The sequence below is a fragment of the Massilia scottii genome, assembly GCF_030846495.1.
GTDB classification, from domain to species: Bacteria; Pseudomonadota; Gammaproteobacteria; order Burkholderiales; family Burkholderiaceae_D; genus Telluria_A; species Telluria_A violaceinigra.
In genome coordinates, this window is record NZ_JAVCWM010000015.1 from 1 (window position 1) to 22,617 (window position 22,617).

20 protein-coding genes are annotated in these 22,617 nt (G+C 62.7%); 17 read left to right on the top strand and 3 right to left on the bottom strand.

Features of this window, described 5'->3' with window-relative positions; translation table 11 throughout:
- The first annotated feature begins 68 nt into the window (after positions 1-68).
- Genes RBA41_RS20480 through RBA41_RS20490 form a run of 3 tightly spaced genes read left to right on the top strand, consistent with a single transcriptional unit; the run spans position 69 to position 2,098 of the window.
- The gene (locus RBA41_RS20480) at positions 69-305 is read left to right on the top strand and encodes a PAAR-like domain-containing protein (protein WP_306626276.1); all 237 of its coding nucleotides are present in this window, start codon (positions 69-71) and stop codon (positions 303-305) included.
- 8 nt (positions 306-313) lie between these two features.
- Positions 314-1,105, top strand: coding sequence for a hypothetical protein (locus RBA41_RS20485; RefSeq protein WP_306626107.1), 792 nt, complete (start codon positions 314-316; stop codon positions 1,103-1,105).
- Between the two features lie 15 nt (positions 1,106-1,120).
- On the top strand, positions 1,121-2,098 hold the full coding sequence (locus RBA41_RS20490) for a beta propeller repeat protein (protein ID WP_306626108.1): 978 nt from the start codon (positions 1,121-1,123) through the stop codon (positions 2,096-2,098).
- 556 nt (positions 2,099-2,654) lie between these two features.
- Here RBA41_RS20490 and RBA41_RS20495 read toward each other — a convergent pair.
- Positions 2,655-4,442, bottom strand: coding sequence for a S8 family peptidase (locus RBA41_RS20495; RefSeq protein ID WP_306626109.1), 1,788 nt, complete (start codon positions 4,440-4,442; stop codon positions 2,655-2,657).
- A 517-nt stretch (positions 4,443-4,959) separates the two neighbouring features.
- Between RBA41_RS20495 and RBA41_RS20500 the strand changes: the two genes are divergently transcribed.
- Both RBA41_RS20500 and RBA41_RS20505 read left to right on the top strand, forming a co-directional pair.
- Entirely contained in the window at positions 4,960-7,119 is a 2,160-nt protein-coding gene (locus RBA41_RS20500; RefSeq protein ID WP_306626110.1) for an ATP-binding protein, read from the top strand.
- Positions 7,116-7,802 (top strand): response regulator, encoded by a 687-nt coding sequence (locus RBA41_RS20505; RefSeq protein ID WP_306626111.1) that lies wholly within the window; start codon positions 7,116-7,118, stop codon positions 7,800-7,802. The genes RBA41_RS20500 and RBA41_RS20505 overlap by 4 nt, the downstream gene beginning before the upstream one ends.
- A gap of 120 nt (positions 7,803-7,922) precedes the next feature.
- On the opposite strand, the gene RBA41_RS20510 is transcribed toward RBA41_RS20505, so the two are convergent.
- Positions 7,923-8,474, bottom strand: a complete 552-nt coding sequence (locus RBA41_RS20510; protein ID WP_306626112.1) for a PEP-CTERM sorting domain-containing protein — start codon at positions 8,472-8,474, stop codon at positions 7,923-7,925.
- A gap of 235 nt (positions 8,475-8,709) precedes the next feature.
- Here RBA41_RS20510 and RBA41_RS20515 point away from each other — a divergent pair, with 235 nt between their 5' ends.
- The 8 genes from RBA41_RS20515 (at position 8,710) to RBA41_RS20550 (ending at position 17,579) form a co-directional block, all read left to right on the top strand.
- Positions 8,710-10,344, top strand: a complete 1,635-nt coding sequence (locus RBA41_RS20515; RefSeq protein ID WP_306626113.1) for an ATP-binding domain-containing protein — start codon at positions 8,710-8,712, stop codon at positions 10,342-10,344.
- Positions 10,345-10,648: 304 nt separating this feature from the next.
- The gene (locus RBA41_RS20520) at positions 10,649-13,156 is read left to right on the top strand and encodes a type VI secretion system Vgr family protein (protein WP_306626114.1); all 2,508 of its coding nucleotides are present in this window, start codon (positions 10,649-10,651) and stop codon (positions 13,154-13,156) included.
- Complete coding sequence (locus tag RBA41_RS20525; protein WP_306626115.1) at positions 13,153-15,000, top strand: Tle3 family T6SS lipase effector; 1,848 nt, start codon at positions 13,153-13,155, stop codon at positions 14,998-15,000. The genes RBA41_RS20520 and RBA41_RS20525 overlap by 4 nt, the downstream gene beginning before the upstream one ends.
- Complete coding sequence (locus tag RBA41_RS20530; RefSeq protein ID WP_306626116.1) at positions 14,997-15,170, top strand: hypothetical protein; 174 nt, start codon at positions 14,997-14,999, stop codon at positions 15,168-15,170. Before RBA41_RS20525 ends, RBA41_RS20530 begins: the two co-directional genes overlap by 4 nt.
- A gap of 9 nt (positions 15,171-15,179) precedes the next feature.
- Positions 15,180-16,676 (top strand): type VI lipase adapter Tla3 domain-containing protein, encoded by a 1,497-nt coding sequence (locus RBA41_RS20535; RefSeq protein WP_306626117.1) that lies wholly within the window; start codon positions 15,180-15,182, stop codon positions 16,674-16,676.
- Entirely contained in the window at positions 16,676-16,948 is a 273-nt protein-coding gene (locus RBA41_RS20540; RefSeq protein WP_306626118.1) for a PAAR domain-containing protein, read from the top strand. The genes RBA41_RS20535 and RBA41_RS20540 overlap by 1 nt, the downstream gene beginning before the upstream one ends.
- A gap of 26 nt (positions 16,949-16,974) precedes the next feature.
- Positions 16,975-17,232, top strand: coding sequence for a hypothetical protein (locus tag RBA41_RS20545; RefSeq protein WP_306626119.1), 258 nt, complete (start codon positions 16,975-16,977; stop codon positions 17,230-17,232).
- A gap of 95 nt (positions 17,233-17,327) precedes the next feature.
- Entirely contained in the window at positions 17,328-17,579 is a 252-nt protein-coding gene (locus RBA41_RS20550) for a hypothetical protein (RefSeq protein WP_306626120.1), read from the top strand.
- Between the two features lie 157 nt (positions 17,580-17,736).
- On the opposite strand, the gene RBA41_RS20555 is transcribed toward RBA41_RS20550, so the two are convergent.
- Positions 17,737-18,480, bottom strand: a complete 744-nt coding sequence (locus RBA41_RS20555) for a LytR/AlgR family response regulator transcription factor (protein ID WP_306626277.1) — start codon at positions 18,478-18,480, stop codon at positions 17,737-17,739.
- A 224-nt stretch (positions 18,481-18,704) separates the two neighbouring features.
- Between RBA41_RS20555 and RBA41_RS20560 the strand changes: the two genes are divergently transcribed.
- The 4 genes from RBA41_RS20560 (at position 18,705) to RBA41_RS20575 (ending at position 22,608) form a co-directional block, all read left to right on the top strand.
- Complete coding sequence (locus RBA41_RS20560) at positions 18,705-19,715, top strand: formylglycine-generating enzyme family protein (protein ID WP_306626121.1); 1,011 nt, start codon at positions 18,705-18,707, stop codon at positions 19,713-19,715.
- Positions 19,716-19,773: 58 nt separating this feature from the next.
- Positions 19,774-20,904 carry a sensor histidine kinase gene (locus RBA41_RS20565; RefSeq protein ID WP_306626122.1) on the top strand — a complete coding sequence of 377 codons (1,131 nt, stop codon included), beginning with the start codon at positions 19,774-19,776 and terminating at the stop codon, positions 20,902-20,904.
- 175 nt (positions 20,905-21,079) lie between these two features.
- Positions 21,080-21,511 carry a cupin domain-containing protein gene (locus tag RBA41_RS20570; RefSeq protein WP_306626123.1) on the top strand — a complete coding sequence of 144 codons (432 nt, stop codon included), beginning with the start codon at positions 21,080-21,082 and terminating at the stop codon, positions 21,509-21,511.
- A 20-nt stretch (positions 21,512-21,531) separates the two neighbouring features.
- On the top strand, positions 21,532-22,608 hold the full coding sequence (locus RBA41_RS20575; RefSeq protein WP_306626124.1) for a redoxin family protein: 1,077 nt from the start codon (positions 21,532-21,534) through the stop codon (positions 22,606-22,608).
- Positions 22,609-22,617: the final 9 nt, after the last annotated feature.

Below are 22,617 nucleotides of genomic sequence, written 5' to 3' on the forward strand. Positions count from 1 at the left end.
CGATTCTGGATGCCGAAAATTAGCAATGGAAGGTGGGGTAAATAGACCGCTTACCCAAGATCAAGGACCTGGAAAATGGCTCCACGAGCGTATTCATGTACGGCGAACCCGTTGCTTTGCGCGATAAGAGCCGCATCGCCACGAGCACCGGCAACGAGCCTGCCACCGAGGCCTTCAAAAAAGGAGTGAAGACCAACGTCATTAAGGGCAAGGCATACTTCACATCGTGGTCTCCAAATGTCTTTGTGGAAGGCTACAACGTGCCGCGTCACCTCGACCTCATGACCCACAACCACAAGAGCTAAGGACAGCCATGGCATTTGTGGCACAAGGTGTAATGACCCAGCAGGCCGGGAGCGGAATCCTTTTAGCGAAAGGACCGAGGGGCGTTCCGGTGCCGAGACCGCCAGGAGGATTTCCCGTCGATGAATTTCCGACTTCCCCCGCAGCGCCGTCTCCCTCGCCTGGACCGACCATTCTCGATCCGGGGGTAGCCCTCTTACTTTTATCAACTTTGGCGAACGTCCTAACGAATCGGTACAAAGACAACAAAGACGAGGAAGAGAAGGATAAATGCAAGGTTTACCCATACAGCGACGCAAAAAAGGAATGCCCGGATGGCCGTTCGCATCATATCGTACCCGACCGAAGCTGGCGGTCTCCAGGCACACGCGGTCCCAACAGCGGCAAGATATCGATCAGTGCGCTAGTTGATGCCATGTTGGACGAGGTTTTGCCGTGGCGCGGAGGCGGCTACTATTACGCTGGAAAAATGGATGAGAAAAAGGGGCAATGTATTTGTTTGACGACTGCAGAGCATACCGCTGTTCACAAGCTGCACGATCTAGCCGAAAAAGTAGTTGGTGAAGCGGCTGATCCTAAGTACACCGCCACATTAGGTCAACTAGAGACCATTGGCGCTGCATCCGTCTCTTCTGTTACGGGTTGCGATAAGGCAAAAATAAAAGACACGCTGCGACAGCGGCATGACGCTTTGGGCTTGGACAAGGATACCTTGTTGAGAGCAGATCCCTACGGGCAGAGCGGACTTACAATGGAGAAATTCGGCGAAGTTTTGCGTAAAAAAGCACTCGGAATTCCATGACAACAGGAGAAATATATGGTTAGCGCAAAGACATCGGTAAGCTTTCTGGATGGTTGTATTCTAGAGAAAGATATTTTCCTTTTTTCGTGCAGGCTGGATTCACAGCCCCATGACGAGTACGATTTGGGAATCGTTGAGTGGTACGTTAAAGGTAAATGGATGTACCAGAAACGTAATTGGCAAGTAAGTTCGGTTTGCGTGATGCGACCAACGCACGAGGAATCGAGGCGGGCATCCGTTGTACTCGAAGAGGGATCGGGTATCGTCGGCGTTTACTGGCCGAGCGCTAAAGCCACGGTCGATGAGGTACTGCCTGGGGCGGAGGATGGTCATGGGATTGCGTCGCTAACTGATATCAAGCAAATTGGAAATTCGCTTTATGTGTGCGGGTACGGCGGCAAATTAATGCGCCGCACCGATGGGAAATGGGAAATTCTCGACAAGGGCCTCAAAGCGCTCGGTTTGGGTGATTATTTGAAGCAAGGAATGGCGTTGGAAGAAGCGCTGGAGGCTGCCGAGAATACTCACCGAAACATGGATGCCATCCACGGTTGTACAGAGCAAGCAATTTATTGTGTTGGCCGCAACGGCCTGATTTTTCGCTTCGATGGGACCAGCTGGTCAGCAGTAGAATCATCGACCAATGCAAATTTGCAATGCGTGCACTGTGCCGGTGATGGCTGGGTCTATGCGGCTGGACAGCCCGGAGTCCTTTTGCAAGGCAATGAAAAGGGATTCCATGCGCTGTATACCGGTGTAACTGACGACTTTTACGCAATGACCTGGTTTGAGGGGCGTTTGTATGTCGGCGGTCTTAAAGGCCTTTACAGGCTGGAGCCGCACGGACTTCAGCTCGTCGATACCAAGCAAGGGAGTTTCTCCTGCGTGGCCCTGGACAGCGTCAGTGGACAGCTTTTGGTCGTCGCCGAGCGTTGGCTATTGGTATTCGATGGCGTGAGCTGGAAACGCATAGAAGATCCTGATAATGTTTAACACTTGGGACCGGTCCTCCGAATGCATGGCCGCGTTGAGTTTCAAGGGGTGCCTCGCACTGCTGATCGACCCCAACGTCAATTACCGTAACGACCATAAGCTATCGTCGCATTGCGCATCAGCAAGCCCACGCACGCCGTATAGTGCCGCAAGCACGGCATGAGATTGTACGCCTTGCTCTACCGCGTTAATCACCAAGCAGGCGCCGTAAAGAGACCCCCTAATAATCAGAAACTGGACTTTGCTGGAGCCGTGCAAAGAGATGTGTCGCTCAGCGAGCATAGTGCAACCTGATGTGTCGTCGCGTGCAATCGGGTGTGTCGCTAAATGTCCTAAGTCGCTGATTTAGCAAACCCAGCCGTGCAACCGGATGTGTCGTCCAACGTGCATATCCACCGCGGGGATCGGACGGAAATCACCGCGCAGGACAAGCGACATCACCCTCCTCGCATAAAAAGTTGTCGAGGCAGCGCGCACAACCATCCTGGCACTCCCGCCGTGCCTGCGCCATACGGAGCAGCTCCGTCCGCCTCCCCGTGGCTTGCCTTACCCGCGCTTATCGGCCGGCATAGCAACCAAGCTCAGCGCTGGTGTAGGTGCGGCTGCCGCCATCGTCGGTGCGGACATTGACCGAGAACTGCGATCCCCATGGGAACTGGGTGCCGCTGAACGACCAGAGCACCTGGCCGTTGGCGTCGGTCTTGCGGGCGTAGCTGCCCATCAACCCGCCTTGAGCGTTGGTGAAAGTCAACGCGACACCCATCTGTGCAAGCGGTGTGCGCAGCGAACCATCGCTATACGCCGTCGTGCGGATCCACAAACCCACCCGGTTGGTCAGGCTGGCGCCGCATTGCGCCTGAAAGCTGGTGGTTTTTCCCCAAGCCCAACGCGACACGTCCAGCCTGCGCGATCCTGCTATCTTGCCGTTCAACGAGGGTTCCACCGCCGCGCTGGACAGCAAGGCATTGCGCGTTTGCTGTACTGTGGCCGTCGGGTTCAGCACGCGATACAGTCCGAGCGCGCCAGCGACGTGAGGCGACGCCATCGAAGTACCGTTCTTCCAGCTGTAAGCGCTGTCCGAACTGATCACGGTGGAATAAATGCCCGTACCCGGCGCAGCGATGTCCACCGACGTGACGCCAAAATTGGAGGTCGACGACAAGATGCCATCCTGCTTCAGATTGCCCACTGCGATGACGTTCTCCACGTCCAGGTTCGCCGGCCACATGAATTTCCCGTCGGTGTTGGCGCCGTTATTGCCGGCCGCGGCGGCCACCATGATATTGGCGTCGCGCGCAGCCTGAAAGTATTCGATACCGTTATTGTTGACGGTGTCGGACAGGCCTCCCAGCGAAAGGTTCACTGCCACCACGTTAATGCCGCGCTTGGTTTTCAGGTCCACCAGATAGCTGAGCGCTTCCATCACCGCGCTCGAGGGGCAGCTGCCGCCGCCGCTGCATACTTTGACGGGAATGATCTTTACCCCGCCGTCGCCGCAGATGCCGGCCACGCCCAGGCTGTTGTTGCGGCGCGCGGCGATCGTTCCGGCCACGTGCGTGCCGTGCGAGTGATCATCCTCCGCGTTACTGGTGTGGCTATAGAAATTCCAGCCCCTGACGTCGTCGATGAATCCATTGCCATCGTTATCGATACCATCGCCGGCTTTTTCGCCGCCGTTGATAAACATGTTGTCCTTCAAGTCCTCGTGCGTGCTGCGTACACCGGTATCGAGCACCGCCACGTACGCAGGCTGTGTCGTCTTGCATGCATAGCCCTGCTGCCAGAGCGCGGCCACGCCGGTGCCGAACGGATTGGCGGGAGTGGTTGTGGCGCCGTGCACGCCCCACAGGTTGTTAAATGCCGCATCGTTGGACGGTGCGGTGTCTTGCAACTCCAGCATCCAGTCCGGCTGCACATCTTCCACCATGGGGTTGCGGCGCAGTTGCGCGATCGCCGATGGCACGCTCCACAAACGGTTCAGATTGACCAGTTCGTAGCGATCCATGCCGCGCGTGCGGGCGCGATCCGCGGCGCCGGCCAGGCTGAAATCCGTGGCGCTGGCCAGGCTGCGACCGTTCCGCCCGCCGTGCAAGCGTTTACGGCTGGTCGGCGTGATGGCACGCATTGCCTGCTCCTTGTCGGCTTCGGTAGCGTCGCTGCGGAACTTGACGATCAGACGCGTGCGGTCGAAGCGCTGCGATCCTTCCATGGCGCGCAGCTCGTCAATGGACAGGGCGTGGGCGGCCGGCGCGGCGGGGGCAGCCTGCGCGGCCGAAGCCAGAGCGGCGGCCACGGCAATAACGGATGCGGTACAGGCACGGTAAAAACGGGGATGGCGATGCATATAAGTCTCCTGCGCCACATGGGCACGTTGTTCAATCGATTTTTTGAGAATTTTCTGATTGGTAATGGCAAAGCGGCGCGCCAAGGTCGTTGGCGCGTGGATCTGGTTGAAATGCGGCAGTTTTCTCCGTTTCGTACATGGCCATGCGGTTCGCCGCTGGTCATGTTTGAACCGGTCACCGCGCCTCACTTCATGAGCAATTTGCCGCGCGCGTGGCGGCCGCCCGCAACGTGTTCATGACGCGCTGGGTTCCCAGGCGCCAAAGTATGAAAGGAAAATGTGGATGAATTGTGGATTCTTCGCTAACCATTTCCTGACCTTGCACACTCTCGAAAAATGCCGCACCGTAACCGGAAGCGAGCGTACAATCCATGCACAATCATGGTCGGTCAGCGCTTACGGACGCGATGCATTGCTGCCTGACCGGGCCTTCCACGCACGACATTCCCGACCCTTCCCACGAGAAGCACAATCGACTGTCCTGGCGTTGCTTCAACGGTTCAACCTTTAGCGTTCTATGTTGTTCTCCCTCCACGCACTACGCCATCTTGTTCTGTTCGCCACATTCGTGTTGATGTGCTTTTCGGCCGAGGCCACGGACAGTGTTGCTTCGGTCAGCCTGAAGCAGTCCGGCGATCTATCCGGTGAAACACTCGGCCTGCGCTATCTGCGTGACACACGGCAGACCCTGACGATCGGTGAACTGAGAAAACTGCCGGAGGGGCAGTTTTCCGCGGTGCGCCAGCGCGATGTCAATCAGCGTTTCCAGCGTGGCGACTACTGGCTCAAGACATCGGTCCATAACGCCTCCAAGGCCAGCATGACGTGGGTGCTGCGGCATCCCATGCCGATCACCGACTACGTCGATTACTGGATTTTTACAAATGGCGCGCTGCTTACCCATGCCGCAGGTGGCGACCGGACCTTGATGTCGGATCGGCAGATTCCGTATCGCATCGCGAGCGTTCGCCACACGTCGGAAGCGGGTCAGGTATCGGAGGTCTACATACGTTTGCGGAACAAACAGGCGGCGCCGATGCATTTGGTCTTTGCGCTGTCCGATGAAGTCACGTTTTTACGAAAGATTTCGAACGATCAGCTGTTGATGGGCGTTCTTTACGGGATTCCCTGCGCCCTGGTCGTGTATGCGCTCTGTGGATGGTTCATCAACGGCACTCCCAGCAGCCTGGTCTACGCAGGCTATGTCCTCGCCATCATGGGCTCGTGGCTGGGAATAAATGGACAATTGGCCGAATACGTCTTTGTCGACACGCCGGACATCGCGAACTTCATGCTGGTCGTATTCTTCTTGCTGGCGACAATCGCCAACTGCATGTTCGTGCGAGAGTTCCTGCAGACCAAGCAGTTCATGCCTCGTTTCGACAAGTATTTTAGCGGCGTCATCCTTCTTGCCATCGCAGGAATCGTTTTGCGCGCACTGGGCCTTCAGGTTGCGGTGATCCAGGTGACGATCGTCTTGTTATTGACGCATGCCATTGCCCCCGTGGTGGCGATACTGTCCCTCAGAGGCCGCGCGGTTTTCACGCGCTGGTATCTGGTAGCGCAGCTGGTGTATAACGCGGCCCTGCTCATCGGAATTGCCGGGGTGCGGTTTTCGGAACTGAGTTATGAAAATTATTTCTTCTACTGCCAGCTGGCGTTTATCGCGGAACTGGTGCTCCTCGGCGTGGCGCAGCAAGACAGGGTGCGCATCCTGCAACGCGAAAAAACGGCGTTCGAGCAGAAGTACAACACAGCGCTGCAGGTCAATAACGCTGAGTTGGCCAAGCAACTTGAACAACGTACTTGCCAGCTACGGGAAGCGCAACAGCGCACTGAATTCATGGCTGCCGTGAAAACGACAACTGGCCGCATTGCCAATGGCGAATTCAGTGTGCGCCTGGCTCCGGGGGAGTCGCCAGAGTTGGCTGACCTTGCCAGTAATGTCAACGTGATGGCCGCGTCGCTGTCCCGCCTGGAAGGAGCCCGCAAACGATGGATTGCCGATATCAGCCACGAACTGCGCATCCCCCTCTTTTCCTTGCTCTGCGAAACCGAGGCTTTGCTGGACGGCGTAAGAACGATCAACAAGCGCGCCATCGCTTCCATCCATGAAGAAGTGATGCGGCTATCCCGGCTGGTGTCGGACTTGCATGAAGTGGCCTTGACCTATCTCCGTCCTCTGCCATGTACTTTCACAAGCTGGCAACTTGAGGCGCTGTTGACAAAGAAAAAACACGAGTATGTGCGATACGCACAGGAAAAAGGTCTGCGCTTTAGCGTGGACATGCCAGCCGGTGCCTTGTTGGTCAAATGGGATAAGGGACGCTTCGAGCAGCTGCTGGATAACCTGGTTCAAAACAGCATCAGCTACACGGATGCGCCGGGCGATGTGACGCTGTCGATCGAGGCCGGGCCGCAGCGCGTGACCATCACCCTCGAGGACACCTCGCCCGGAATCGATCCGGCTGATGCAAAGCACCTGTTCGAGCCACTGTACAGAGCCGATATCGCACGCAGCCGGCGCGCCGGTGGAAGCGGACTCGGACTGTCGATATGCCAGGCCATCATCCATGCCCACCTTGGGAACATCACTGCCGAGCCGTCGCCGATGGGCGGCCTGGCAATCCGAATCGATCTGCCCCGTTCCGCCGATAAGTCCACCGATAAGCTATGAACCCTGCAGCGCACGAAATAGTCATTGTTGACGATGAGGTCAAACCGGCGCAGGTATTAGCCGAGTATCTGCAGCGGGACGGCTTCCGTACTGCTCACATCCTTGACGGGAACAGCGCGGTGGCGTACGTCAGGCAGCATGCACCAGGCGTTCTGATTTTGGATGTCATGCTGCCCGGGCTCGACGGGATCGAGGTCTGCCGGGCCGTGAGAAGGTTTTCGATGGTGCCGATTATCATGTTGACGGCTCGCGTGGACGAAGCCGACCGGATACAAGGCCTCGACATCGGTGCCGACGACTATCTTTGCAAGCCGGTGAGTCCACGGGAGGTGGTTGCGCGCGTGCGTGCCCAGGTGCGCCGGGCCGCCGGGCCGATGACCAGCGACCAGCACACCTTTGGATTTATCGTGGAGGAAGCGGCGCAACGCATTTGGTGGCAGGGCAAGGTGTTACCGCTTTCTCAAGTCGAGTACCGGATATTCAGGACACTGCTGTCCCAACCAGGGAGAATTTTTGAACGGGAAGCCCTGCTCAATGCAAAGGATTGCGTTGGGCGTGCGGTCAATGACCGCTCCGTCGACAGTCATATAAAAAACATTCGCAAGAAAATCAAACCGTACACCGGAGACACCGAATTCATTTTCTCCGTCTACGGCGTCGGTTATCGTTTCGGGGATTTCTAAAAATGTGTGCGTCGCCGGGATCAAGAAGCGTCCCGCAACGTATCCCGTGCTGGAAGGCCCATGCAGCGGCATGGCTGCCACGCCTGGCGTGCCGCGCCAGCGGACGCGGCACGCTGCCTGCTACGACCGCGAGCGCCGCCGGGCACTCAGGGCGAGCACGCCCAAGCCCAGCGCCAGCATGCCGTAGCTTGCCGGCTCGGGCACCGGGCTCATGCTGAGCATGGTGTCCTCGGTCCAGCGCAAGGTATACGATGCCGAGCCGCCCGGCCAGTAGGAATGCTCCTTCGCTTCAACGCCGCTGATCACACTGCCCCCCGCCACGCCCTCGCCCCACGGATCGGTGCTCCATGCCGTATGAAAATTGAGGGCGCTGCCGGGCGCATAGGAGAAGTCGAACAGTCCGCACATGAACACTTCGGGGCCGCACCAGCCGACATATTGCTGGCTGTTGAGGATAAAGGACGTGACCTCGCTGAGCTCGATACGACCGTCGCCGTTGCGATCGTCGCTGTCGAAGTAGCCGTACAGGCTGGCGTTGGGCAGGAACTGCCCCCCTTCCACGTGGTAAAAGCCGGTATAGGTGAATTCACGGGAGAGCGGCTCCGCGTGCGCGCCGGTCGCCAGCGCGGCCGCGGCAGCGGCAGATGCAATAAGTAACGAGGGTTTGAACATGGTGGTCTCCTGGACAAAGATGCATCTTAGCGAATTAACATCACCAGTCTGTCGTGCGAACGCCGCATCGTCAATAAAATAGCAGGCGCCTCGCGACGCGGCGGCTTGACGATGGCGGGCAGCGTCGCGCCCAGGTAACGCGGGCGCTGCCGGACGACATGGCAAGCGTGCGGTCTTCCCCCGTACAGCGTTTACAATATTGTTTTAACCACCACGGCGCGCGCGCCCTGCCCCCATGGCCCACATTCATCCAACCGGCTGGCAAGAGATGGCGGTCACCGGCACCGCCGTGCGCGAGATCGACACACTGAGCTATCTCGAAACGAGACTGGCCGATGCGCCCTACCGCATCTACCACGGCGTGCACTGGACCAACGTCGAGAATGGCTTTTCCGCCTTTGGCGAGATCGATTTCATCATCGTCGCGCCCAGCGGGCGGGTGCTGCTGATCGAGCAGAAATCCGGCCTGCTGAACGAAACGGCCGATGGCCTGGTCAAGCATTACGAGGGCAAGCCGCGCAAGGTCGCCAACCACCTGATGCGCTCCATCAAGGGCCTTACCGAACGCTTCGGCGGCGAGCTGTCCATCGATTACCTGCTGTACTGCCCCGATTACATCGTGCGCAACCCACACCTGGCGGGCATCGACCCGCGCCACATCATCGACGCGACCAACAAGGACCGGCTGGCGAAAGCGATCCGCGACATCCTGCCCATGACCGATACCACTCCTGGCGAGCAGTTCGAGAAGGTGACGCGTTTTCTCGGCAACATGCTCAGCTTGCGCCCCGATCCCAGCGCCATGATCGGCAACGCCGCCGCCATGGTCACGCGCCTGTCCGGCGGCCTGGCCACCTGGGCACGGCGGCTGGAGTTCACCCCGTTCCGGCTGCGCGTGGCCGGCACCGCCGGCAGCGGCAAGACCCAGCTGGCACTGGCGGAATACGGCGCCGCCATCGAGGCCGGCCTGTCGCCCCTGTACGTGTGCTACAACCGGCCGCTGGCCGATCACATCGAGCGGCTGGTTCCGGCCGGCGGACGGGTGGCCACCTTCCACATGCTCAGCGACGCCTTCCTGCGCGCCCAGGGCCATATCCCCGACTACGCCGCGCCCGGGGTGTGGGATGAGATCGAAGCGCGCATGGCCGGCGCCGCGCTGCCGGAAACCTGGAAATACGATGTGCTGATCGTCGACGAAGGGCAGGATTTTTCGCTCGCCTGGCGCGACATCCTGCTGCGCATGCTGAAAGACGACGGCCGCGCCATCTGGCTGGAAGACCCCAACCAGAACCTGTACGGCCGCCCCCCGGTGCCGCTGCCGGGCTGGGTCAAGCTCCATTCCGATACCAACTTCCGCAGTCCGCGCCAGATTGTCGACATGCTGGCCTCGATCGGCGCGGCGCACCCGCCGGTGCAAGCGGGCAGTCCCTTCAAGGGCGCCGACATCGAGGAATTGCTGTATCCCGAAGGCGATACCGAGGCCATGCTGGCGCAGACCCGGCGCGCGGTCACCCTGTGCCTGGGCGCCGGCTTCGCGCGCCACGATATCGCCATCGCCTCGTTTCGCGGACGCGAAAAGTCGGCCATCCTGCGGCTCGACAAGTTGAGCGAGGCCCACACGCTCCACTCCTTCACCGGCCAATACGACCTGTTCGGCAATCCGGTCTACCGCGAGGGCGGCTTGCTGGCCGAATCGGTGTACCGCTTCAAGGGCCAGTCGGCGCCCGCCGTGATCTTCACCGAGATCGATTTCGCCCAGGTCGACGAGCTGGTCTTGCGCAAGCTCTTCGTGGGCATGACCCGCGCCCGGCTCAAGCTCGTGCTGGTGCTCAGCGAACGCGCCGCACAGCAGTTGCTGGACCGCCTCTGACGCTTGCCAGCCGCCGGGCTGCGCACCGCATCAGCGCGCTGCATCGCACACGCTCTGGCGGCCGCGCCTGCCGCCCCTCGACACCGGCCGGCCGCCGCATGCGGCGGCATCATCCGACAAAAATAGAGATGCGACAAAACAATGATACTATTAGTACTTTGTTATGATTTATTGTTGTCTAACTCTTGGTTGAGGACGCAATTTTATGGGTGGTATGATCGCGGCAGTGGCGGCTTTAGCGCTGGGCCGGCAACATAATCGACTTTTACGTCTGACATTCCCCCGGGGGGATGGACCGGACGCGGTGCTGCTCGCCAACCGGCTCGAGGCGAGCGAGGCATTGTCGCGCGACTTCGAGTACACCGTCGAAGTCCTGTCCGACAACGCCAGCATCGCCCTCAAGGACATGCAGGGCAAGATGGTCACCATCGAGCTGGTCCGTGGCGACGGCTCCCTGCGCTACTTCAACGGCTACGTCTTCGCTTTCCAGCTGGCGCGCACCGACGGCAGCGTGGCCTTCTATTCGATGGTCCTGAAACCCTGGCTGGCCTACCTCAAGCTGCGGCGCGACAACTACGTCTTCCACGATGCGACCCTGCGCGAGCAAACCACCAGCATCTTCGACGATTACGGCACGCATCCCGACTGGGATTGCCGCATCCGGTCGGCCGAGCCGCGCATGACGATGGCCTGCCAGTTCGCCGAAGATGACCACAATTACCTGCACCGGCGCTGGGAAGCGGCCGGCTGGCATTACTGGTATGAACACACGGCAAGCGGCCACAAACTGATCCTGGCGGACGAGTCGCCCCTGGCCGCGCCCATCGACGGCAAGCCGGAGGTGCGCTTCCAGCGCCATGGCGGCGCGCTGGAAGAAGATGCGATCGGCGAATGGTCGCCCGTGCGCGACCTGGTCGCGGCCAGCATCGCGCTGTCGAGCTTCAACTTCAAGAGTCCGCATCCAGTCCATGTCGACGTGCCCAGCGTAAACCAGCAGGGCGCGGTCCTCAAGATCGAGTCCTACGAATACACCGGCGCCTACGGTTTCACCGACAGCGCCGGCGGCGTCGACCAGGCCCGCCTGCGCATGGAAGAAACGGAAGCGAGCGGCAAGCATTTCGCCGCGAAGGGTAACAACCGCTTCAGCATGCCGGGCCGCAGCTTCCGCCTGGCCGACCATTTCCACGATCCCGACGGCGCGGGCGATGCGCAGCAGAACGATTTCCTGATCGTCGGCGTGCACCATTCGGTCAGCAATAATTATTTGCAGCAGGTCGATACGCCGGCCGAGTACAGCAACCGCTTCACCTGCATCCGCAAGCGTATCCCCTGGCGTCCGGGGCGCGGCTATAACAGCAGCGCCACGCGCATCCTGGCGCCGCAGACGGCCACCGTGGCCGCCCCGGCCGGCGAGGATGTCTTCACCGATGCCTACGGCCGCGTGCGGGTCCAGTTCCACTGGGACCGCGAGGGCAACAACGATGAGCGCAGCTCGGCCTGGCTGCGGGTATCGACCCCCTGGGCCGGCGCCGAACTGGGCCTGCATGCGATTCCGCGGCGCGGGCAGGAAGTCGTGGTGGTCTGGCTCGACGGCAACCCCGACCGCCCGATCATTTCGGGCGCGGTGTATAACGAACGCAATATGCCGCCGTGGAAGGTGTCCGACCAAAAAGCCCTGATGGGCATCCGCAGCCGCGAACTGACGCCCGATGGCGGCAATGCCGCCGGCGGACGCAGCAACCATCTGGTGCTGGACGATTCGGGCGGCCAGATCCAGGCCCAGCTCAAGAGCGACCACCAGCACAGCCAGTTGTCGCTCGGCCATATCACGCGCATCGAAGACAATATCGGGCGCAAGGATAGCCGCGGCGAAGGCTTCGCGCTGGAAACCAACGGCGCCGGCGCCCTGCGCGCCTCGCGCGGCCTGCTGCTTTCCACCGACGGGCGCGCGCGCGCGGTCGGCGGCACCCTCAGCCGCGACGAGCTGGTGCGCTGCCTCGAACAGGCGCTCGACCTGGCCCGCAGCCTGGGCGAGGCCGCCGAACAGCACGAGGGCGGCGCCCGCGACTCCAAGCCGCAAGAGTCGCTGACCGAGGCGGTCAGCGCGCTCGGCCACGGCAGCGGCAACGAAATGGACGCCGAGGGCCGCATGCCGGGCGGCGTGCCGGTGGTCGCCATCACCGCCGCCGCCGGCATCGCCAGCGCCACGCCGATGGACCAGACCCACTTCGCCGGCAAGAACATGGACACGGTGGCGCGCCACAACCAGCAGCACTATGCCGGCAAATCGATCTTGCAGACGGCCGGCAAGGATATCGAGCAGTTCGCGCTCGACGGCGACATCCGGGCCATTGCCAACAAGGGCAAGATCATCCAGCAGGCGCAGCACAACGCCATCGAAATCACGGCCGACAAGAGCGTCACCGTGCTCTCGACCAAGGATCACATCCTGATGGCGGCCGAGAAGCACATCACGCTCACCAGCGGCGGAGCCTACATCAAACTGTCGGGCGGCAACATCGAAATCGTGTGCCCGGGCAACCTGATCTTCAAGTCGGCCTCGCGTTCATTCACCGGACCGGGCAGCATGAAGCAGGACATGCCCGCCTTCGAGGTCGGCGCGACCGGGCGCAAGTTCATGCTGCACCGCGATGGCGACAAGCTCGACAAACTGGACAATCACAATTACAGCATCAAGCTTGATGACGGTGAAGTTATCGAAGGCAAGACCGGCAAGGATGGCTTGACCAAACTGGCGGAGAAAGACGTGATGCGCATCGCCGAGATCAAGGTGTGGAAGGACAAGCCATGAGCGAACCGGAAAATCTGGTATTGCCCGGCAGCAGGGAACAGAGCACGCTGACCAGCAAGTCGACGGCGCCGCTGCCGATCAAGCGCAGCATGCCCTGCATCACCATCCTGGTGCACGGGGTCAACGACGTGGGCGAAGCCTTCTTCAAGCAGGAAGCCGGCCTGTGCGCCGGCCTGAACACGCGCCTGGGCCGCACCGACCTCCAGTCCGGGATATGGGTGGTGCCGGATCCCAAGGCGTCCGGCACCTATGTCGACACCGACGTGCTGGCCGATCCGGACAAGGTCTACTTCCAGCGCAAGCCGGACCAGGGAACCTCCTCGGTGATTCCCTTTTACTGGGGCTTTCGCGAAGATACGGAGTTTGCCAAAACCAATCTGCCGCATAAGGAATACGTCGACCGCAACGGCAACCGCATCGATAAACGCTTCGGCAAGAATGGCGGACCGTTCGCCAACGCGACCACCAACATTCCGGACATGTTCGGCGAAGGCTTCCGGCGCAACTGGGCGATCCGGCGCGCCGATCCCGACGACGGCACCCACCCGCTGCTGGACGCGCCCGACCGCACCTACATGATCCTGGCGGCCCAGCGCCTGGCGGCCTTGCTGCGCATCATCCGCAAAAAGTCGCCGAACGAACCGGTCAACATCATCGCGCACAGCCAGGGCTGCTTCGTCACCCTGCTGGCGCACGCCATGCTGGGCAAGGAAGGCGCCGGCATCAAGGCCGACACGGTGGTGCTCAACAATCCGCCCTACAGCCTCGAAGAACCGTTCATCGAAACCTTCCAGACCGGCAGCGAACAGCAGACCGGCGCCGCCCGCGAAGAAACCCTGCGCAAGATCGTGGCCGACTTCATGACCACCGCGCCGGCCACGGTGCCCGCGTTCGCCACCCTCAAGACCGAGGGCGAAGGCGTGGTCGGGCGCACCTGGGAACCGGCCGCCCGATTCGAGCGCGACAACCGCGGCAAGGTGTTTCTCTATTTCAGCCCGGACGACGCCACGGTCGGCTTGCCGAATATCCAGGGCATCGGCTGGTGGGGCGTCTACGAAGACATGCGCGTCAAGCTCGGCAGCCGCTTTTTCCAGCGCATGTTTACCTCGCCGAAGGGCAAAAACAAGGATGCCCGGCAGATCGGCGTGGCGCCCTATGAATTCAAGATTCACTTCAAATGGAACGTCGGCCACACCTTCGGGCGCAAGCGCTTCATCAACGGCGAGCAGCTGAACGTGCCGTTCCGGCCGGACATGGGCGAGGCCAGGCTGGAAAACGGCCCGATCGACGCCGCCATCGGCGCCACCAGTCCCTACACGAAGAAGGGCCAGGAAGGCATGTTGCCGGGAGATACTGCGGAACAGGCCAAGGCACGCTGGATGAACCGGGATGGCGATAACTCTTACCATTCGAGCATCGTCAGCAATCCCGGCCATACCGAGAAAGCGACCGCCTACGATGTCTGCATCGGCATCAGCGAGATTCTCAAGACGAATAACGTCAAGTGGATTAACTTCCTGCGCGCGGTGGCCGACTGGCGCACCAACTGGCATGGCTCGGCCGATGAAAAAGGGGCGGACGAAGCCTCGTTCCCGCCGCCGGCGCCCGAGATCGTGGCGATGCTCGACGCTGAAATCGACGCCCGCGACCGCGAGGTCATCAACGGCAACTTCCACTATCATGCAATCGGGGGCGAGCATCCCGGCAAGCTGCCCGATTTCACCTTGAACTGCAGCGTTGCCAGCCTCAGTCCCTTCGTCGTCTCGGAGACGACCGGGGCGCGCGCCGAAGAACGGCAGCGGCTGTATCATGAACACCAACTTTCCCGGGGAGGATACCATTGAACCTGCTATCGCCTGGCGCCGCGCGCCGCGCCGTGTGCGGCGCGGCCATCATGGGAATCGTGCTGTCGACGGCGGGCTGTTTCACCGCCTTCACGCCCAAGCGCAACTATTGCACGCACGACCCGAAAGACACGGCCGTGCCTTTATGCAAACCGAAAGCCCCGCAATAGGACCGGCCGATGGCACTGCGCCCACCTTCGCCGCGCGCCGCGCTTGCCTGGCCGCTGGCGGGCATGCTGTGCGCCGTCCCGGCCCTGTGTGCGCCGCCAAATCCCATTAACAAGATGGACCCTCTCATGTCGCAGACGCAAACCGGCAACACCTCCTATCCGCCCATCGACTCGCTGGACCTGGTCGGCGTCGGCGTGGCCGTCGAAACCTGGCGCAACCATCCCGACTATCCCAAGTCCAACCTGTGGCAGGCGGTGCTGGACAGCAACGGCAGCTATCTCGTTTCGCAAGACGCCAAGCAATATCCGAAAAATTTGCAGGAGTGGCAAATGATGGCGGCCAAGCGCAATATGGACACCATCGACGCCGCCGTGCGCGAATTCATGGACCGCTACCCGCTGCCGATTTCGGTCGTGGCGCCCGCGTTCGGCGAGCCGGCCGACGGTCCGGGACGCGAGTTGCGCTACAAGACGAACGCGGGCAGCGTGGTGGTGACCAAGGTGAGCGGCCACTACACCGATCCCGGCTCCTTCCGCGAATTGCTGACCCAGAGCGGCCAGGTGGTCAACTCCTGGCTCAACGACGAGCCCGATCCGCTGTGGCAAACCCTGTTCGCCACCTTCGAGCAGAACGCCGACGTACCCGCCATCGGTGTGCACGCCAAGGACAGCGCCATGCACCGCGCCCTGAGCTTCATCCGCAGCGACCCGCCGCGCTACGAGAAACTGGCGGCCGAGCAGGTGTACCGCCCCAAGCAGGCGCGCACCATCAGCGACAGCTACGCCATGCTGGTGCTGGCGCGGCGCGCGCGGGTCGAGCGCCTGCGCCCGTTCGCCCCGTTCGTCGCCGATACCATGCGGATCAGCAATCTCGGCGGCCAGTTCTCGCGCAACTGGTCGGAGTTTGCCGGCTGGAAGAAAAACCCGCCCACGCCCTTTGTGCCGACCCCCTACATGGCCAAGCCGTGGACTGCCTTCCAGATCGACCAGTTCGATCACCTGGAGCATCTCGGGACGGTGTACCGCCCGCAGGTGGTGTCCTACCTCGATGCCGACGGCAAGCCGGTGAAGGCGGCCGAGAAAGCGGCGCGCATGGAAGCGGCCCTGCGCGCCGCGCTGGCCCCGCTCGGCGGCAAGCTGCCGGTGCGCATCTTCTACGACTACGGCAGCGTCTGGGACGACCGCAACGGCGGTGCGCGCCTGGTGCCGCTGGTGCAAAGCCTGCATGCGCTCGATGACGAATTCGACCTGCTCGATCCCAAGCGCGGCTTCGACCTGGCGCGCATCCTGGGCGACACCGGCGCCGCCAGCGCCTTCGTCGGCGTCTCGCTGGCCTCGATGGCGGGCCGCCAGAGCGGCGGCGCGACCCTGGTCGCCAACCTGCGCCGCAACGAGGGCGCCACCTTGCTGCTGGTGGTGCCGCCCACGGCCGAGCAGATGAAAAAAGACGCGGCGATCAAGCGTCCGTATTTCCCGTCCACCGCCGGCGTCAAGGATACCTTCTGATGGACCGCCCTACGGGACGCCCGATTTGCTGCGAAGGCGACATGACCACCCACGGCGGCAAGGTCATCAAGGCCAGCGGCAGCTTCACCATCGACGGCCGCCGGGTTGCCCGCGTGGGCGACCTGGTCAGCTGCCCGCTGCACGGCATCAACCCCATTATCGAGGGCGATGGCGCGACCCTGGACGAATCGATTCCGCTGACCTTGCACGCCCACAAGAGCGCCTGCACCAGCATGGTCATCTGCACGGTGAATGCCACCGTCGATGCGTAACTTCCCCCTTTCCCTGGAATTGTCCCATGTCCACCAGCAGCACTGAACACTACCCGCAGGACGACCTGAGCGGCGTCCTTGCCACCCCGGCCGGCACCGCCGGCCTTGCCCCGCTGCGCCCCGATCCACTGCCGGCGGTGGTGGTGGCGGCGCCAGCGATGCCCGCCGCGGGCAGCGGCGCCCAGCCCGCCGAGCCAGAACGCGCGGGGCGCACGCTGCAAGTGGTCGTTGGCACGACGCTGCTCGCCTGCGCCGGTGCCGGCCTGTTTGCCTGGCTCGGCTGACAGAACGCCATCGCCCCCCGGCCGGGCAAATGAACAAGGGTGCGGCCGCAACGCACAAGTTCATCACGGGCTACCCCGCGATTTAGGAGAGCGATATGGAAGCATACTGGTACAAGGTGTGCCCCCGATGCGACGGCCAGGGACGCCTGGTCATTTGCAAGCGCAGCGACAACGGCGCCCTGTTTTTTCATTGCGACGAGTGCGAAGCGGCCTGGAACACGGCGGCCGAGATCGGCGATCCGGACAAGGTGTTCATGGGCGTGGACATTCCCGCCACCCGGGCCGGGATGGACGACATCGCCCGCCACGGCTGGACGCAGTACGCCAAAAAACCGTATCACAAATAGCGTGCTGGCGATGGCCGCCATGCTGGTGTCGACCAGCGGCTGTTTCACGGCCTTTACGCCCAAGCGCAATTTCTGCACGCACGACCCCAGCACACGGCGCTGCCGATGTGTAAGCCGAAAACGCCGCCCTAAGACGGCCGCCGGGCGCGGCGCCGCCCTACATCGCCCTGAACAGGTGCACGAAAGCGCGGCTGACCGGCAGCTCGCGCTGGTGGCCCCTGATGCGTAAAAACAGGCGCCCGCTTTCATCGCGCCGGGTGCCGTCCAAAAACGCCAGGTTGATCAGGGTGGAACGGTGCACCTGCCAGAACAGCTCCGGGTCGAGCTGCGCCGCCAGTTCGGTGAGCGGCGTGCGGATCAGGTGTTCGCCGGCCCTGGTCGCCACCACCGTGTATTTGTCGTCGGCGTGGAAGAACAGCACGTCCTCCACCGCGATCTGGAACGTCAGTTCGCCTTGTCCGGCGCGGATATAGCGCAGGCGCGGCTGCGCGGGCGTGGCCAGCAGGCGCGCCAGCGCGCGCGACAGGCGGGCATCGTCCTGCGCTGGCGCGCAGGCGGCCCGGATGCGCTCCAGCGTGCGCGCCAGGCGCTCCGTTTTCACCGGTTTCAGAATGTAATCGAGCGCGGCATGCTCGAACGCCTCCACCGCGTGGCTGTCGTACGCGGTCACGAAGACGACCCTGGTCGGCCCTTCGATGCCCTGCGCCACTTCCAGTCCGGTCAGTCCCGGCATCTGGATGTCGAGGAAGGCCAGCTCAGGCTGCAAGGTGGCAATGCCGTGCGCCGCCTCGACGCCGTTCACGGCCACCTGCACGATTTCCAGTTCCGGCCACAGCATGGCCAGCTGCTGGCGCAGGTAAAGCGCCAGGTGCGGCTCGTCGTCGGCGATCAGGGCGCGCATCGGATACGCAAGATGGAAGAGGATGTCATGGCGCCATTGTAGTGGCGCCGGCCGCGCCACCGCCAGCGCGGTGCGACGAATCGACGCCGGGTGCGACGGGCGGCCGCCCATTCGTCGCCACGTTTGTCGATTCGTCGTTGCGCTCGTCGATCCGTCGCCCGGCCGATGGCCGGGCCGGCGCGCTCTGCCATCCTGCGGCCATCTCAACCACACGCAGGCATTCCATGTTCATCCGACGCACGCTGGCCGCTTCCCTTTGCCTGTTCCCGATCGCCGCCGTAGCGGCGCCCGATCTGGCGCCGATCGAGCCGCAGATGGTCACCATCGAGGCCGGCCAATTCATGATGGGCAGCGCGCGCGCGGCCAATACGCAGCCGGTGCGCAGCGTGACGCTCAAGGCATTCAGGATCGGCAAATACGAAGTCACCGCGGCCGAGTTCCAGCGCTTCGCCGAGGCGACCAGGTACAAGGCGCCGCGCATGTGCCTGCAAATGGCGTCGAAGCGCTGGTTCGCCAGCGTACCCAACGAGTTCGTCGCCGCCGCCACCCTGCAGTCGCTCAGCAAGTTCGAACCGGCCACCTGCATCGGCTGGAACGGCGCCGACGCCTACGTGAAGTGGCTGGCCAAGGAAACCGGCAAGAAATACCGCTTGCCGAGCGAAGCGGAATGGGAATACGCCAGCCGCGCCGGCGGCAGCGGCCGCTACTTTTTCGGCAACGATGAAACCCAGGCCTGCCGCTACGCCAACCTGGCCGACCGTTCCGCCGAGGCGGCGATCCGGCGCGACTTCGATGGCCTTGAAGCGCGCGAGCACACGGGCGTGATTCCCTGCGACGACAAGGCGGGCTACGCCAGCATCGTCGGCATGTACGAGCCGAACGCCTTCGGCTTGCACGACACGCTCGGCAATATCGCGGAGTTCGTCCAGGACTGCGAGCACGACACCTACGCTGGCGCCCCCACCGACGGCAGCGCCTGGGTTGACGTCCAGTGCAAGGCGCGCGCCCTGCGCGGCGGCAGCTGGCACTGGCGCGGCTTCCATGCCAGCCACCGCGGCGCCCTGCCGGCCGATTTCATCGGCGCGCTGGAAGGCTTCCGGGTGGCCGAAGATATCGTGGCGCCAGCGGCCGCCGAGACCAAACCGGGTCCCTTCGATCTGGAACTGGCGCAGGCGCAGCAGGCCGAACGCGCGCGCCGCGCCGCGATTGCCGACATCCCGCACCCGAAAGGATGAGCCAGCGAAGCTGCTACACTATTTTCCCATGGATATCAGCAACACATTGAAGCAGGCCTTGCGCAGTTTTTTGATCTTGAAAAAGCGGCGCGAGGAGCCCCTCTGGGCGCGCCTGGTGGTCGGCGCCGCGCTGGCGCTCGCGGTGGCGCTGGTGCTGATGCTGGCCTCGGTCTTCCTGATGGCGAAGGCCGAGATGAGCTGGTGGACCAGTTCGCTCTCCAACAACCTGCTGCTTGGCATCTGCGCCGCTGCCGCCATGCTGCTGCTCATGCGCGTGGGCGAATGGCTGCTGCCGCAGGCGTGGCTGAGCGCCCTGGCCGCAGGACCCGAGTGGCGCCCGCTCGCACTGATGAGTGCGATCCTGTTCGCGGGGGCGGCGCTGGGCGTGCGCGCCGGCTACGTGGTGCTGGGACAGCTCTACGCCTACGACATGTGGAAAAAACTGTCGGGCGCGCCCATGGTGCAGCTCAAGTTCGCCATCTTCGCGGCGCTGATTTTGGCGGCCAACTGGGTCTGGTGGCAGTTCCGGGCCAAGGAAAAAGCCCTGGCGCAGCAGGCCGCCGAATCGCAGTTGCGCATGCTGCAGGCGCAGATCGAGCCGCACTTCCTGTTCAACACCCTTGCCAACGTCCAGAGCCTGATCGCCACCGACGCCCCGCGCGCCCAGCTGATGCTCGAAACGTTCACCGATTACCTGCGCGCCAGTCTCGGCCAGATGCGCGCCAGCGACAGCAGCCTGGGGGTGGAACTGGAGACCGCGCGCAACTATCTGCTGCTGATGCAGATCCGCATGGGAAGCCGCCTGACCTTCTCCATCGAGGCGGATGAGACCGTGCGGCAAGCCCTGCTGCCGCCCCTGCTCTTGCAGCCACTGGTCGAAAATGCCGTGCACCACGGCGTCGCTCCCAGGCTGGAAGGCGGCCATGTTCGCCTCAGCGCCATCGTGCGCGATGGCGCGCTGGAGATCGTGGTCGACGACGATGGCGTCGGCATCGGCCACGCGCGCCGCGGCGCCCGCGCCGGCAACGGCGTGGCGCTGATCAATATCCGCACGCGCCTGGAAACCCGGTTCGGCGCCCGCGCCGCGCTGCTCATCGAACCGCTGGCGCAAGGAACGCGGGCAACGATGAGCTTGCCGTTGCGGGCCGCGGTCCAGGAAACCGTGAAGGGCGTGCATCCGGTTTCCTGACAACCGGCACCTTCGTTTGTGTCGAATTGTTTCCAGAGTCCCTTTGGACACGTTAGCCTCGATTTCAGGCGGGTTCTCCACATCGTCCGGAAACAAGGACGCGGTTTAATGAGTCCTCGTTGTCGCAGCTTGCCATCCCGGCGGGCCACGACGACGCTCACTCACAGGAGAACATATGAATACCATTCGAATCCGCAGCGCCACATCGCTTGTACGAACCGCAGCAGGCATCATGTTGATGGCGGGAGCGGGCTTGCTGTCGTCGGCGGCAAGCGCACAAAAGTTCGGTCCCAACGGCATCGCCCGCACGGAAACCGTACGCCACGAGTTCGACAGCAAAAGGGAAGCGATCCAGGTGCGTGTCGATTTCGGGCCGGGCGCCTCGTTCCCGAAACACGCCCACCCTGGCGTTGAAATCGCCTACGTCCTCAGCGGCACGGTCGAGTATGAAATGAATGGCGAGACCATCCGGCTCCAGGCCGGCGAGTCGCTGTACATTCCGGCGGGCGTGGCGCATTCGGCAAAGAATGTCGCGGCCGGCGTCAGCGCGGAACTGGCAACCTACCTGGTGGAAAAGAACAAGCCCATCGTCATTCTCGACAAGTAATATTTTGCCAAGGAAGCAACATGAACCGCTATTCCATGGCCGCACTCGCAGTCGCCGTCACGCTCGGCGTGGCGACACTCTCGATGCCGGCCGGCAGCCGTGCCGCCACCTCCAGCCCCTACCGCAGCGACTTGCCGGTACAGGGCGCCATGCCGGGTTTCGACGGCGCCGTTACGTGGCTCAACAGCGCGCCGCTGACGCCGGCACAACTGCGCGGCAAGGTGGTGCTGGTCGATTTCTGGACCTATTCCTGCATCAATTGCATCCGCACCGTGCCGTATGTGCGCGCCTGGGCCGACAAGTATCGCGGGCAGGGCCTGGCCGTGGTGGGGGTGCATACCCCCGAGTTCAAGTTCGAAGAAGACCTGGCCAACGTGAGTGCCGCCGTCGCCCGCTTCCAGATCGATTTCCCCGTTGCGGTCGACAGTCACCATCGCATCTGGCAGGCCTGGGGCAACCGCGCCTGGCCCGCCTGGTACCTGGTCGATGCGAACGGCAAGATCCGCTACCGCCAATTGGGGGAAGGCGGGTATGACAAGCTGGAGCGGGCGATCCAGTCCTTGCTGGCCGAGGCGCGCGGCGGCCCGGTCGATACCGCGCTGGTCGCTCCCCCCATGCCCGGCGAGCAGCTCGCGCCCGACCTGCGCCAGCTCGATTCGGCCGAGACCTATGTCGGATACAGCCGGGCCACGAACTTCCGCTCGCCTGAACGGGTCCGCTCCGGCGTGCCGCATGACTACTCGGTGGGCGCACTCGCCCTGAACCAGTGGGGCCTGTCCGGACGCTGGAGCGTGAATGCCGAGTCCGCGGTGGCCGCACAAGCCGGAAGCGGCGTCATCCACCAGTTCAGCGCACGCGACCTGCACCTTGTGATGGGCGCCGGCGCACCCGGGCGCCGGGCGCGCATCAAGGTCACCATCGATGGCCGCGCTCCGGGCGCCGACCACGGGGCCGACATCGATGCCGACGGAAACGGCCTCGTCACGGACACCCGCCTCTACCAGCTGATCCGGCAGTCCGGAACCGTACGCCAGCGGCGCGTCGAGATCCGTTTTCTCGACAGCGGGGCTGACGTGTATGCCTTTACCTTCGGATGACGGCACGGC

Excerpts from the sequence above, each read along its gene's own strand:
- RBA41_RS20550 (WP_306626120.1), top strand. The coding sequence starts at position 17,328 with ATGGAAGCATACTGGTACAAGGTGTGCCCCCGATGCGACGGCCAGGGA.
- RBA41_RS20525 (WP_306626115.1), top strand. The coding sequence starts at position 13,153 with ATGAGCGAACCGGAAAATCTGGTATTGCCCGGCAGCAGGGAACAGAGC.
- RBA41_RS20485 (WP_306626107.1), top strand. The coding sequence starts at position 314 with ATGGCATTTGTGGCACAAGGTGTAATGACCCAGCAGGCCGGGAGCGGA.
- RBA41_RS20510 (WP_306626112.1), bottom strand. The coding sequence starts at position 8,474 with ATGTTCAAACCCTCGTTACTTATTGCATCTGCCGCTGCCGCGGCCGCG.
- RBA41_RS20545 (WP_306626119.1), top strand. The coding sequence starts at position 16,975 with ATGTCCACCAGCAGCACTGAACACTACCCGCAGGACGACCTGAGCGGC.
- RBA41_RS20535 (WP_306626117.1), top strand. The coding sequence starts at position 15,180 with ATGGCACTGCGCCCACCTTCGCCGCGCGCCGCGCTTGCCTGGCCGCTG.
- RBA41_RS20555 (WP_306626277.1), bottom strand. The coding sequence starts at position 18,480 with ATGCGCGCCCTGATCGCCGACGACGAGCCGCACCTGGCGCTTTACCTG.
- RBA41_RS20495 (WP_306626109.1), bottom strand. The coding sequence starts at position 4,442 with ATGCATCGCCATCCCCGTTTTTACCGTGCCTGTACCGCATCCGTTATT.
- RBA41_RS20570 (WP_306626123.1), top strand. The coding sequence starts at position 21,080 with ATGAATACCATTCGAATCCGCAGCGCCACATCGCTTGTACGAACCGCA.
- RBA41_RS20490 (WP_306626108.1), top strand. The coding sequence starts at position 1,121 with ATGGTTAGCGCAAAGACATCGGTAAGCTTTCTGGATGGTTGTATTCTA.
- RBA41_RS20540 (WP_306626118.1), top strand. The coding sequence starts at position 16,676 with ATGGACCGCCCTACGGGACGCCCGATTTGCTGCGAAGGCGACATGACC.
- RBA41_RS20505 (WP_306626111.1), top strand. The coding sequence starts at position 7,116 with ATGAACCCTGCAGCGCACGAAATAGTCATTGTTGACGATGAGGTCAAA.
- RBA41_RS20500 (WP_306626110.1), top strand. The coding sequence starts at position 4,960 with ATGTTGTTCTCCCTCCACGCACTACGCCATCTTGTTCTGTTCGCCACA.
- RBA41_RS20560 (WP_306626121.1), top strand. The coding sequence starts at position 18,705 with ATGTTCATCCGACGCACGCTGGCCGCTTCCCTTTGCCTGTTCCCGATC.
- RBA41_RS20575 (WP_306626124.1), top strand. The coding sequence starts at position 21,532 with ATGAACCGCTATTCCATGGCCGCACTCGCAGTCGCCGTCACGCTCGGC.
- RBA41_RS20515 (WP_306626113.1), top strand. The coding sequence starts at position 8,710 with ATGGCCCACATTCATCCAACCGGCTGGCAAGAGATGGCGGTCACCGGC.